Source organism: Xanthomonas nasturtii, from assembly GCF_001660815.1.
In the GTDB taxonomy this organism is placed as follows: domain Bacteria; phylum Pseudomonadota; class Gammaproteobacteria; order Xanthomonadales; family Xanthomonadaceae; genus Xanthomonas; species Xanthomonas nasturtii.
The window spans coordinates 1-12,437 of record NZ_LYMI01000031.1 but is presented as its reverse complement, the minus strand read 5'-3'; the positions used below and the strand labels follow the sequence as shown (position 1 = coordinate 12,437).

Annotated in this window: 7 protein-coding genes, 1 tRNA gene and 1 pseudogene; 5 read left to right on the top strand and 4 right to left on the bottom strand. The window is 65.5% G+C overall.

The window, feature by feature from the left end; genetic code table 11:
- Positions 1-398: 398 nt before the first annotated feature.
- Positions 399-2,027, top strand: a complete 1,629-nt coding sequence (locus A7D16_RS12370) for a GGDEF domain-containing protein (protein WP_064633129.1) — start codon at positions 399-401, stop codon at positions 2,025-2,027.
- A gap of 135 nt (positions 2,028-2,162) precedes the next feature.
- On the opposite strand, the gene A7D16_RS12365 is transcribed toward A7D16_RS12370, so the two are convergent.
- Positions 2,163-3,104, bottom strand: coding sequence for a DUF808 domain-containing protein (locus A7D16_RS12365; protein WP_064633127.1), 942 nt, complete (start codon positions 3,102-3,104; stop codon positions 2,163-2,165).
- Positions 3,105-3,425: 321 nt separating this feature from the next.
- On the opposite strand from A7D16_RS12365, the gene A7D16_RS12360 reads away from it, so the two are divergent.
- Together A7D16_RS12360 and A7D16_RS12355 are read left to right on the top strand one after the other, a co-directional pair.
- Complete coding sequence (locus A7D16_RS12360; RefSeq protein ID WP_239686996.1) at positions 3,426-5,072, top strand: ABC1 kinase family protein; 1,647 nt, start codon at positions 3,426-3,428, stop codon at positions 5,070-5,072.
- Between the two features lie 380 nt (positions 5,073-5,452).
- A complete protein-coding gene (locus tag A7D16_RS12355; RefSeq protein WP_064633123.1) occupies positions 5,453-7,561 on the top strand; it encodes a phosphoglycerol transferase I in 2,109 nt (702 codons plus the stop codon).
- A 127-nt stretch (positions 7,562-7,688) separates the two neighbouring features.
- On the opposite strand, the gene A7D16_RS12350 is transcribed toward A7D16_RS12355, so the two are convergent.
- Positions 7,689-10,136 carry a DUF3772 domain-containing protein gene (locus tag A7D16_RS12350; RefSeq protein ID WP_239686993.1) on the bottom strand — a complete coding sequence of 816 codons (2,448 nt, stop codon included), beginning with the start codon at positions 10,134-10,136 and terminating at the stop codon, positions 7,689-7,691.
- A 263-nt stretch (positions 10,137-10,399) separates the two neighbouring features.
- Between A7D16_RS12350 and A7D16_RS12345 the strand changes: the two genes are divergently transcribed.
- Entirely contained in the window at positions 10,400-10,741 is a 342-nt protein-coding gene (locus A7D16_RS12345; protein ID WP_064633121.1) for an HPF/RaiA family ribosome-associated protein, read from the top strand.
- Positions 10,742-10,906: 165 nt separating this feature from the next.
- Here the strand turns inward: A7D16_RS12345 and A7D16_RS12340 are convergent.
- A tRNA-Arg gene (locus A7D16_RS12340) sits at positions 10,907-10,983 on the bottom strand.
- Between the two features lie 170 nt (positions 10,984-11,153).
- Between A7D16_RS12340 and ubiA the strand changes: the two genes are divergently transcribed.
- Complete coding sequence (ubiA, locus tag A7D16_RS12335; RefSeq protein WP_064633120.1) at positions 11,154-12,053, top strand: 4-hydroxybenzoate octaprenyltransferase; 900 nt, start codon at positions 11,154-11,156, stop codon at positions 12,051-12,053.
- A gap of 236 nt (positions 12,054-12,289) precedes the next feature.
- Here the strand turns inward: ubiA and A7D16_RS22545 are convergent.
- A pseudogene (locus A7D16_RS22545) lies at positions 12,290-12,437 on the bottom strand (IS110 family transposase); the annotation flags it as partial.

Genomic DNA, 12,437 nt, shown 5'->3' with positions numbered 1-12,437 from the left:
GAGGAGCGGGGCCAACGCGCGTACTCCACGGTGTCCTTGCCGACGAATTTACACCCCGACCAAATAAAATATGCGTGAACACGTGCTGACTTTTCTGCGACAGGCTACATTTCTTTGCGCACAGCTGCGCATACGCGCAGGCATAAGCACGTCATTGCAGTGCGATGACATCCCCGTATCGGTGCATACGCAGTGAGATGCACCCGGTGCGGGAGAACTCTGCCGCGTTCGTCGTCACCTGGATAACTTGTTCATCGACGCGTCCGCGTCACTTGTCGCGACGGCGCTTCGCGCATTGCCTGCATGCTGTTGCTGCGCGCTACGGCCCGGCTTGCTCAAGCGGCCCGTGCCCGCGCCGATAACGAGCGTTAGTAAAAGACCTTTCGAGACCCCGGCGCATGGCAGACCAGCCCGACCCCTCAAGCCGCCCGCGTGGCGGGCTGCGCCGTCTGTTGCCCTGGGGCGGCGCTGATACTGCGCGCCCCGCCGCTGCCTTGCCCGCAGTGATCAACGGCGAGCGCGGCGGGCAGGGCCTGTCCGCACATCAGCTGGTGCCGGCCAAGGCCAAGTCCGGCGCGCACGACCCCGCCGCCGCCACTGCCTTGCTGATGCGGCTGTTCTCGCATGCCGCGCATCCAGAGGCGCTGCTGCTCGCGTTCGCCGAAGGCATCGCCAGCCTGCATGGCGAACTCGGCGACATGGGCGTGCGCCTGAGCGCGGCGTATGCGGCCGGCGATTGGCCCGGCTACGGCCGCACGCTGCGCCAGCTGATCGACAAATACATCCGCACCATCGATATCGGCGATTCGCTGGCCGAAGGCCGCACCGAAGCCGAACAGCTGCGCGACCTGCTGCGGCATGCGCTGGGCAATGCCCTGGCCACCCTATTGCAACGCAGCCCCGAGCTGGCCGAAGAGGCCCAGACATTAGCCTCGGCGCTGCGTCACTGGCGCCCGGGGCATGAACTGATCACGCTGGAACAGCGCCTGCGCGAACTGAGCCACCAGATCGGCCTGCGCGCCGACGATGCCAGCGAGCAGCAGAACCTGTTGTTGGGCTTGTTTGACCTATTGCTGGAGAACGTCGGCGAACTCCTCGACGATCGCAGCTGGTTGCAGGGCCAGATCTCGGTGGTGCGGCAGCTGCTGGCCGGGCCGCTGGACGTGGAATCGATCGAGCAGGCGCGCGGCACCCTGCGCGAGGTGATCTACAAGCAGGGCCTGCTCAAACAGGGCATCGCCGATTCCAAGACCGCCATGCGCGAGATGATGGTGTCCTTCGTCGACCAGCTCGACGGCATGGCCACCAGCACCGGCGAGTACCATGACCGCGTTGCCGGCTATTCGCAGGCGATCGGCGACGCTCGCAGCATTCCAGATCTTAATCGCCTGCTGCAGGACGTGCTGCAGGACACCGCCGGGGTGCAGGCGCAGGCGCTGGCCGCGCGCGACGAGCTACTGTCCGCACGCCGCCAGGTCGAAGACGCCGAACAACGCATCGCCTCGCTCGAACAGGAGCTCAACGCCGTCGCCGGGCTGGTACGCGAAGACCAACTGACCGGCGCGCTCAACCGGCGCGGCTTTGAAGAACTGTTCCAGCGCGAGGCGGCGCGCACCCAACGCAGCGGCCAGCCGCTGTGCGTGGCGATGCTGGATCTGGACGACTTCCGCCGGCTCAACGAGGCACACGGCCACGCCGGCGGCGACGCCGCGCTGCGCCACACCGTGGACGTGGCCAAGGCAGTGTTGCGCACCACCGATGCCATTGCCCGCTTCGGCGGCGAAGAATTCGTGCTGCTGCTGCCGGACTCGACCATTTTCGAAGCCAGCGCCGCGGTCATCCGCCTGCAACGCGCCCTGGCGCAACGCTCCTTGCTGCATGAAGACGTGCGGATCTTCATCAGCTTCAGCGCAGGCGTGGCGCTGCGCCACACCGACGAAACCCAGGACGATGTGATCCGCCGCGCCGACCGCGCCATGTACGACGCCAAGGCGGCCGGCAAGAACCGGGTGATCAGCGCGGACTAGCCGCCAACGTCGGCCTACCGCACCCCGATTAGCGGCGCAGACGTGCAAGGCTGCCGTCGCGGCTGCCGGGTTTCACCTAGCTGCGCATTACTGCGGGGGCCAGCGTCGCCAGCTGGCCGCCGCAACCGCGCACTCTCAATGCGCCGGCTTGGTGCCGCGCAGCTTCTGGAACAGCATGACCGCGCCCAGCACGACTGCACCGGCAACCACGCCGACCAGCATGTTGCCCAGCGCATCGACCAGCCAGCCCAGACCGCCGGCCGACTTGGTCAGATCCTGCACGATGTGATGCAGCGCCGGGATGTTGTGCACCAGGATGCCGCCGCCGACCAGGAACATCGCCAGCGTGCCGGCCACCGACAGGAATTTCATCAGCCAGGGTGCCGCGACCAGGATGCCGCAACCGAGCGCGGCCAGTGCGGCGCCCTTCTTGGTGAGGTGCAGGCCCAGGTCGTCCAGCTTCACGATCGCCGCCACCAGGCCGTACACGCCGATGGTCATCGCCAGCGCAATCGCCACCAGCACCGCCACCTGCTGCCCGAACGACACACCCGCCACCACCCCCAGCGACAGCACGATGATTTCGGCCGAGAGGATGAAGTCGGTGCGGATCGCGCCCTTGACCTTGTCCTTCTCCAGCGCCACCACATCGACCTTCTCATCGGCCAGCGCGCGAGTGCGCTCGGCGTGCCGCTGCGCTTCTTCCGCTTCGTCGTGCAGGAACTTGTGCGCCAGCTTTTCCACGCCCTCGAAGCACAGGTAGGCACCGCCGATCATCATCAGCGGCATCACCAGCGGGATGTTGTAGCCGCGCCCGCGCAGCCAGGCCTCCAACGCACTGATCGCCAGCGCTGCCGGCACCAGGATCACCTTGTTGACCAGCGAGCCCTTGGCCACCGCCCACACCACCGGCAGTTCGCGGTCGGCGGTGACGCCGGTCACCTGCTGCGCGTTGAGCGCCAGGTCGTCGCCCAGCACGCCGGCGGTCTTCTTGGCCGCGACCTTGGTCAGGATGGAAACGTCGTCCAGCAGCGTGGCGATGTCGTCGAGCAGGGTGAACAGGCTGGCACCGGCCATGCGCAAGGTCCTTCGTGGTGGTCATGCGTGATTGGGCGTGAATTCTCGCCGATCCCGCCGCCGCGTGGGGTGATGGCAGACGGTTGCGCGGTCATTGCGGGCCGATGCCGGCACTACGGCTGCATCGTCAGCCTGCGCCGCGCCTGGGCCCGGCAGCGCGCGCACCACGGCCATGGCGTGCCTGGATTCACCAGGCGACGACCCGGCGCTGGCCACACTCGCCGCCTGCATGACGCCCGGAGATGGCCTTTGAGTCCCAACGATCCGCACCGCACATCGGCCTCTGCCGCGACCCCGGCCGACCACGCCGTGGTGGGCGGCATGAGCCGGCGCACGCAGATCCTGCGGCTGCTGCTGCGCTATCGCGGGTCGGGCGTGTTTGCCGGCATGAACCTGGACCCGGCCGCCATCAACGAGTACGAAGTGCCTGCCGAAGGCACCCCGGACCAGTTTGTCTCGGACCTGGAATCGCTCGGCCCCACCTTCGTCAAACTGGGCCAGATGCTGTCCACGCGCCCGGACATCGTGCCGCCGGAGTTCGCCACCGCGCTGGAGCGCATGCAGGAGAACACCAGCTCGGTGCCGGTGGAGCGCATCCGCCAGATCATCGAGGAAGAACTCGGGGTCTCGGTCAACAAGGCGTTCTCGTTTTTCGACCCGGTGCCGCTGGGCTGCGCCTCGCTGGCACAGGTGCACCGTGCCGCGTTGCGCGACGGCACCCCGGTCGCAATCAAGGTGCAAAAGCCCGAAGTCGCCGCGCAGGTGCGCTCGGACCTGGACGTGCTCAAGAGCTTTGCCACCGCCGCCGACCGGCTGACCGGCATCGGCCGCCGCGTGCGCTTTGCCGACTGGCTGGGCGAATTCGGCAAGACCCTGCGCGCCGAGCTCAATTACGAAGACGAGGCCGAAACCCTGGTGCGCTTCGGCAAGCATCTCAAGCCGTTCCCGCTGCTGTGGATCCCGCAGCCGGTGTGGGACCTGAGCAGCCGCAAGGTGCTGACCATGCAGCTGGCCGAAGGCGTGCGCGTGGACAAGATCTCCGGCCTGCGCCGCACCGAACAGCCGATGGACAACCTGGCCGCCGAGCTGGTGAAGGGTTATCTGGACCAGATGTTCGTGCATGGCGAGATCCATGCCGACCCGCATCCGGGCAACCTGCGCGTGCTGCAGGACGGGCGCCTGGCCATCTTCGACCTGGGCATGGTCGCGCACGTGCCGCCGCGCCTGCGCGAGCGCCTGCTCAAGCTGTTGTTTGCCGCTGTCGATGGGCGTGGCGAGGAAGTGGCCGAAGAGACCATCGCGCTCAGCACGCGCCTGGAGGATTACGACGAGGACCGCTATCAGCGCGAAACCGGGCAGATGATCGCCCGCTACGCCGCGCACGACACCACCTCCGAAGGCCGCGTGGTGCTGGATCTGGTGCGCATCGCCACAGCGAACGGCCTGCGCACGCCGCCGGAACTGAGCCTGCTCGGCAAGACGCTGCTGAATCTGGAAGGCGTGTGCCGCGCGCTGTCGCCCAACCTGGATACACGCCGCATCGTCGAGCGCCATCTGCAGCACGTGATGCGGGCGCGGCTGAAAAAGTCCCTCTCTGCAGCCAACCTGGCCAGCGAGGCGATGGAACTGCAGCATCTGGTGCGCGAAGGCCCGCGCCGCATGTCCGAAATTCTGTCGCTGGCCGCGGAAAACCGCCTGCAGATGCGCGTCACCGGGCTGGAGGAATCGCATCTGATGGAAAGCCTGCAGAAGATCGCCAACCGCGTTGCGGCCGGCATCGTGACTGCCGCGCTCATCATGGCCTCGGCGCAGATGATGCGCATCGAAACCGGCCTGAAGCTGTGGGGCTACCCGGCCATTGCGATGGTGCTGTTCCTGCTCGGCGTCTTCTTGGGCCTGGGCATCGTGCTCAGCGCGTTGTTCTTCGACCGCCGCGTGCGTGCGCGCGAAGAGCGCGGGCATCGCTAGCGCGCGGTCGATCACGTCGCGCTGCTGCGTGTCTTTAGCAACGTTGGTCCATCCGCGTGCGCTAGATGCACACCCACATAGAGAAACAAGCAGCCAACAAGCCCCTCTCCCCGCGGGAGAGGGGTTGGGGTGAGGGTACGAGGCGGAGCCACTCATCCGTGCATCGACCGCACGACGCAACACGATCTCAAGTGGCCCCGGCGCGTGCACACCCGCATCGACCAACGCATCAACCCCATACCCCACAACGCAACAAACATTTCAGTCAGCTTCAGCGCGGCATAGTCCGTCATCCGGGTGTCATGATTCAGGTGACAAACAGGACATGGCGAGCAAGGCGTCCGGCACGCGCTCGCATCATTCTCCCACGGACGCTGCGCATGCATTGGATGTTGTTGGTTTCGTTGTTGCTGTTGCTGTGGCTGTTGGTCGCCTCGCCGCGTCTGGCGTGGCTCAAGGCTGGCCTGCTGTCGCTGCTGTTGCTAGTGCTCAGCGCCTGGGGATTGGTCGACCGGCTCAGTGGCGACGGCATCAATGCCGCAACGCTCTATCACCTGCGTGCGGACATGGACGGCGCCGGCGTCAGCGATTTCTCCGGCTACATCGCGGTCTTCATCGGCATGCTGCTGCTCTCGCTTAGCCCGCTGATACTGGTACGGGTACGACGCTTTCGGCGCCCGCGCGGTGGCGGTGCGGTGTTTGCGGCGTTCGTGGGCATGTTGCTCATCAGCATTGCAGTCAGCCCGCTGTATCGCGATGGCAAGCGTCTCTACTACCAGTTGCGCCCGGTCGATTACGCCACCGTGGTGCCGAAATACCAGGTGCCGCAGCAACCGCTGCAGAAACGCAAGAACATCGTCTGGATCTACGGCGAAAGCCTGGAACGCACCTACTTCGACGAAGACGTGTTCCCTGGCCTGACGCCCAACTTGCGTGCGCTGGCCACCGAAGCGGTGGATGTGCGCAACATCACCTCCACCGAAGGCAGCGGCTGGACCATCGCCGGCATGGTGGCCTCGATGTGCGGCGTGCCGCTCACCACCGCGCCGGGCGATGAAAACAGCATGGACCGCATGGGCATGTTCCTGCCCGAAGCACGCTGCCTGGGCGATTACCTCAAGGACCAGGGCTACCGCAATCACTACGTGGGCGGTGCCGATGCCAGCTTCGCCGGCAAAGGCCGTTTTCTGTCCAGCCACGGCTTCGATGTGGTACATGACGTGCACTATTTCCAGGACAAGGGCGTCGCGCCGAAGCACTTTTCCGCCTGGGGCGTGCACGACGACGTGTTGCTGGACGATGCCTGGGACAGTTTTCAGACGTTATCGCGGGCCGGCCAACCGTTCATGCTGACCACGCTGACCATGGACACCCATCACCCGGCCGGACACCTGCCGCTGGCGTGCAAGGGCCAGCACTACGACAGCGCCCTGGGCGACATCGGTCTGTTGCATGCGATCAAGTGCAGCGACCGGCTGATCGGCGAGCTGGTTGCACGCATTCGCAACAGCCGCTACGGCAACAACACCATCATCGTGATCGCCTCCGATCATCTGGCCATGCCGAACGATCTGAGCGATGTGCTCGCCAAGCAGAAGCGCGAAAACCTGCTGTTGTTCCTCGGCAAGGGCATCGCGCCACAACAGGTCGTCACGCATGCAGGCAGCACGCTCGATTCCGGTGCCACGCTGCTGCAATTGCTGGAACCAGGGATGCGCACGCTGGGCTTCGGCCGCTCGCTGCTGGCCAGCGATGCACCGCCCAGCGCCAGCGTTGCCGCCAGCCGCGACAGCGGCAAGGAGTACCCGCGCTACCTCGCCTTCGCGCGCACGCTGTGGACCGGGCAAAGCACCCGCATGCTGCGCGTCAATGGCAATGGCGACTTAGTGGTAGGCGTACAACAGGTGCGCCCACCGGTGCTGCTCGAATACGACGAAGACACCAATCTGAAAACGGTGTATCTGGAAAACACTTCGCGCCAGTTCGACCGCACCCATTCCGACGGCCCGTTGGCCTACGTGGACCGCTGCACCGCGTTCGAAGACGGCTCAGCCGATGGCGACTGGTGCGCGTTGGTGGTCGATCGCCAGCGGAACATGAAGCTGTATCGCGACCCGGACCTGACCCGCGGCATTGCCGTCGATGCGCCGTTGGACGCTACCCCGCAAGCCCCGCGCCCGCGCGTGCGCCAGCCCATCATGCTCACCCAGGCCGCGCGCAAGACCGATGCGGGCAGCTACATGCTCGAGCTCTACGCCAAGCGCCGGCCCACGCGCGCGTTCTGGGTCGAAGCGGTGTCCTCCGAGCGCAAGGTGGTTTTGGCACAGCAATGGGTGGTGCCCGACGCCGCTGGACGCATCCGCATGCCGGTGGGCCTGGAGCATGCGGTGGAAGACCTGGAGATCCGCGCCTGGCTGGATTACACCGAAGACGTCAGCGTGGACGATCTGGCCTTGGTCAAGGACACCCCGGTGGCTGATCGCTCCTGATGTGGGCCGCTGCACCGCCATGAGGTCTGGCGCTGCTACTGCATCAACGGGGACGGCCGAAGATGGCCGCGTCGGCAGCACGCTCACGTTCTATCCAGCGCTACACAGCCACGCCAAATTCGCCGCCTCAATCTTCCGAAGCAGGCGTGCCATCCCCGGTCTCGCGCGCCACCGCTGCACCTGCACGGCTGAAGCGGATTTCCTGCGGCGATTGCAGCGCAATACCTACCGTTTCCATGCGCTGCAGCAGCGCGAAGAACAGCTCACTGCGCACGCCATAGGAATCGCGCGGACTGCTGACGTAGGCAAACGAATTGAAATTGACATGCCCGCCCGCCAGCGAATCGATGAAGACCGATGGCGCCGGCTCGGCCAATACCTTGGCATGCTCGGCGAACAAGGCCAGCAGCATGTCGCGCACCTTCGCCACGTCGGTTTCCAGCGGCACCGAGAACTGCAATTGCACACGGCCCATTGGATTGGACAGCGTCATGTTGCGCACGCTCTTGGTGATCAACTCCGAGTTGGGCACGATCAAGGTGGAGCAGTCGCCTACCTGGATTTCGGTGGCGCGCACGCTGATCTTGCGCACATCGCCCTCCTGGTCGCCAATGCGCACCCAGTCGCCGATCTTCACCGGCCGCTCGGCCAGCAGGATCAGCCCGGACACGAAGTTCTGCGTGATCGCCTGCAGACCGAAACCGATACCCACCGACAAGGCACTCAACACCAGCGCCAAGCGTTTCAAGTCCAGACCCAGGGCAGTCAGCCCCCATACCACCACCACCAACCAGCCCAAATAACGCGCCACCGTGCTGATCGAATTGCGCGCGCCGGCATCGAGCTCGGTATTGGGCAAGTAGGTGTTGAGCAGCCACTGCTGCACCACGTGCACCACACCCAGGCCCAGCACGAACACCAGCAACGCACGCACGACCGCAACCGGTGTGATGGTGAGCTCGTCGCTGAGATAGAGGCCGTGCGAGACGTTCTCGGCCCAGCCGGTGACCGCAGAGAGATTGGCGCCATACGGCGTGATCAGCGCCGCGATTCCCAGCAGGATCAACACGACACGGACGACGGCTGACAGCAGCAGACCCAGTTGCACAAGACGTCCGCTGCCTATGCCCGAAGCATGCGACAACGCACGGTTGAAGCGCCCCTCTGGATTGAAGATCCAGGTCAGCAGGTCGTCGGCAAATACCACCAACAAACCGAGCAGGCTGCAGATCAGCGTGATCCAGATGATCTGACGTGCGATAAACAGCGACAGATTGATATAGCCAAACAACGCCGCCAGCAGCGATACGATCACCGCCACATGCCCCAGCAGGCGGATCAGCACGATGACTCCGCCGCCACGCGACACCACCGGCGGCGGCTCGCTGCTATCGGCACTGGCGGCCCCGGCGCTTGCGGCACGCGCGCGCAACGACAGGCTCAGGCCGGCCAGTGCAGAAAGGATCAACCCGGCATACAACAACGCAGCCACCGCATCGGTCGCGGTGGTAGCGACGGCACTGGTGCGCGCCACTTCGTTGAGCTTCATCGCCATGCCGCTGAGCCAGCTCACCGCGGCGGTGGCCAGGCAATGCACGCGCAGCCGATCGACGGTGGCGTCGTCCAGCGGGAACAGCCGCCAGGTGGGTTGGTGCTTCATCAGCAGGCTGGCACTGAGCGAGCCGACAAAGGCGGCGATGAAGCTGATGAAGACGAACGCACCCAGCAACTCGTCCAGATCGGCCGGCACCTTGACAGTCGCACGCATGCTTTCGGCCAGCACCCAGGCAGCCATCCCAAGACTGAGCGTGCCGACCAGCAGGAACCACAGCGCCAAGCCGGAGCGTCGCAACCGCCCGCCCGGGGCACGCGACGCTGCATAACGCCGCCCCAGATGACGCAGAAAAATGCGTAGCGGGAAGGCCAGCAGCAGCGCGATGGCCACACCCGTCACCAGGCGGCCAACGCCGTTGGCCGCCGTGCCGGCGCGCACCGCCTGGACAGCATCGTCGTACAAGCCGCGCAGACGGGTGCGATCATCCGGCCATTGCTGCGCAATCTGGTTCCAGAGCGCCGGCGATAGCGGCGAGGCGACCCGCGTGGACAGCTGCACGCTGAAAAGCTGCGCGCGCTTTTGTTCCAGGCGATCGGCGAGCTCACGGGCTTGCGAGTCCAGCAGATTGGCGCGCTTGAATTCTGCATCCAAGGCGTTTTTTTCTTTCTTTAACGCTTCGCGCTGCTTTTTGAGATCGGCCGCCTCGCCTAGCTGCGCATCACCCAAGCCGGCTAGCTGCGAACTGATTTGCTTGAGCGGTGGATCCAGCTGTCGCGCCAGATCTTGCGCCTGCCGCTGCGCCAGCGTTACCTGGTCTGTCAAAGAGCGCAGCAGTTCGGTATCGGCCTTCTCCAGCCCGGCCTCCCCCTGATCCAGTACCTTTTGCGCACTGTCCAACTGTGTTTGCGCGGTCTCCAGCAAGCTGTCCTCATCCTGGGCGAGCACCGCGCCTGCACAGACCAGCCATAGGCCGCAGCACAGCAGCACGCGCAACACCTTGCTCGAACGGGCAGACGACATAGAACGAAATCGGGACACAGGCAGGCATCGGACGGGCGCAGGACCGCGCGGTGCCGGCATCTTAAGCCACCGCCCCCACCCTGCCGCCCACCGCTAGGGCGGCGATTCATGCGGACGAAAGCGCAGCGTCCGGGGGAATGCGACGGGCCAGCCAACCACTGCATGAACATGCAGTGGCTTGTCACCTTGCGGCAACACCGAGCTGACGCAGAATCAAGCCACCGCTACGCAGACGTAGCGGATGACCGCGAAGGAGACACTCTATGCAGATTCAGATCCAGACCGACAAGCACGTGCCGCACGATCCGTCTGTTGTGGCGCATGTCGAAAAGACCTGCACCGCCCAGTTGGCGCATTTCGCCAGCGACATCACCCGCGTGGAAGTGCATCTGCGCGATGAGAACGGTCAGCGCGGCGGCGCGGCGGATCGAACCTGCAGCATCGAAGCGCATGTCGCCGGCCTGCCACCGATTGCGGCCACCAACAGCGCCGAAACCACCGCCTCCGCCGTCACCGGTGCCGCGCGCAAGCTGCGCACCGCCATCGAGCACGCACGCGGCAAACAGCAGTCCAAGGCCACCGCTCCGCCGCCGGAAATGCTGTGACCTGAGATGCGCCTGGCAGGATGGCCTCGGCCACCCTGCCAACCGGCGCAGCGATGGTGTCGCAGTGCCACCAGGTCGCAACACTCGAAGCGCCGGCCACATGCTGATCCAGAAACGACATCGGCCCGCTGCAGTGACACTGCGGCGGGCCGACTGGTTTGGATCTGGTGCGCCCGGAGGGATTCGAACCCCCGACCAATGGCTTCGGAAGCCACTACTCTATCCGGCTGAGCTACGAGCGCCTGGCCGCGCATTATGCCAGAACAGCCGCCTCGCGCGTGACGGGGCCTGGCAAGACGTGACCTGCCGCTATGCCAGGCCGCAACCAATCGACACTCTGACCGGGTGGATGGAGGGCATGCCTTGCGCGCCCGCATGACCACGGCCAAGCCGCGCTGCTACCCTTCGCAACATGAGCAAGCACGGTGTCGAACAACTGCCGGCAGCGCGCGCGCTGACGTGGCCGCAGCGACTGGGGCAGTACTGGAAACTGGTCCGTGGCGATCGCCCGATCGGCAGCCTGTTGCTGCTGTGGCCTGCCTGGTGGGCGTTGTGGCTGGCCGCCGACGGCCTGCCGCCGCTGTGGACGCTGTGCGTGTTCACCGCCGGGGTGTGGCTGACCCGCTCGGCCGGCTGCGTGATCAACGACTACGCCGACCGCTGGCTGGACCCGCACGTCGAGCGCACCAAGTCGCGCCCGCTGGCCACCGGTGCGGTCTCCGGCCGCGATGCGCTGTGGGTGTTCGTGGTGCTGATGCTGGTGGCGTTCGGGCTGGTGCTCACGCTGAACTGGCTCACCGTGGCGCTGAGCGTGCCTGGTGTGTTCCTGGCCGCCAGCTACCCCTACCTCAAGCGCCACACCCATCTGCCCCAGGTCTATCTGGGCATGGCGTTCGGCTGGGGCATCCCGATGGCCTTCGCCGCCGTGCAAGGCAGCGTGCCGCTGCTGGGCTGGCTGCTGTACGCAGCCAACATCCTGTGGGCCACCGCCTACGACACCTGGTACGCCATGGTCGACCGCGACGACGACATCCGCATGGGCAGCAAGTCCACCGCCATCCTGTTCGGCACGTACGATCTGCTGGCGCAAGGCGCGCTCTATGCGCTGATGTTCGCCACCCTGGCGGCGGTCGGCCTGCGGGCCGATCTCGGCACGGCCTACTGGGCAGGCCTGGGCGTGGCGGCTCTGCTGGTCATCTACCAATTCCGCATCGCCCGCCACCGCGAACGCGGCCCCTGCTTCCGGGCCTTCCTGCACAACAACTGGGTAGGTCTGGCGATCTTTGTCGGCATCGCAGTGGCAGTGCGTTAGGGGCGGGATTCGGGATTCGGGAATTGGGAATTGGGATTTGGGAATTAGGGTCCGTGGATCCGGGATCTGGCATTTGGGATCCGGGGTTGGCAGGCGGCAGCGTTCGACAGACAAGGTCCTGTTGAAACATTTGCTCCCTCGCAACAAGCGTTGGCCTCTCCAACGTAAAGCCTGCGCCACAGAGAACCACTCCGCAGGCAACAAGCCCCTCTCCTACGGGAGAGCAACTGTCTTGATCAACTGGCGGCGCTAGCCGCCAGTTGATCTCGCATCTTGGCGTTGAGGATGACCAATAATTTGCGCATCGCCGCCACGAGGGCGACCTTGCCCGCTTTGCCCTGCGTGCGTAGCCGCTGGTAAAACTCGCGCAGGGCCGGGTTGAAG

What these genes read in the sequence shown, in the direction of transcription:
- A7D16_RS12360 (WP_239686996.1), top strand. Translation starts at nt 3,426, where the DNA reads ATGAGCCGGCGCACGCAGATCCTGCGGCTGCTGCTGCGCTATCGCGGG.
- A7D16_RS12350 (WP_239686993.1), bottom strand. Translation starts at nt 10,136, where the DNA reads ATGTCGTCTGCCCGTTCGAGCAAGGTGTTGCGCGTGCTGCTGTGCTGC.
- A7D16_RS12365 (WP_064633127.1), bottom strand. Translation starts at nt 3,104, where the DNA reads ATGGCCGGTGCCAGCCTGTTCACCCTGCTCGACGACATCGCCACGCTG.
- A7D16_RS12370 (WP_064633129.1), top strand. Translation starts at nt 399, where the DNA reads ATGGCAGACCAGCCCGACCCCTCAAGCCGCCCGCGTGGCGGGCTGCGC.
- A7D16_RS12355 (WP_064633123.1), top strand. Translation starts at nt 5,453, where the DNA reads ATGCATTGGATGTTGTTGGTTTCGTTGTTGCTGTTGCTGTGGCTGTTG.
- ubiA (WP_064633120.1), top strand. Translation starts at nt 11,154, where the DNA reads ATGAGCAAGCACGGTGTCGAACAACTGCCGGCAGCGCGCGCGCTGACG.
- A7D16_RS12345 (WP_064633121.1), top strand. Translation starts at nt 10,400, where the DNA reads ATGCAGATTCAGATCCAGACCGACAAGCACGTGCCGCACGATCCGTCT.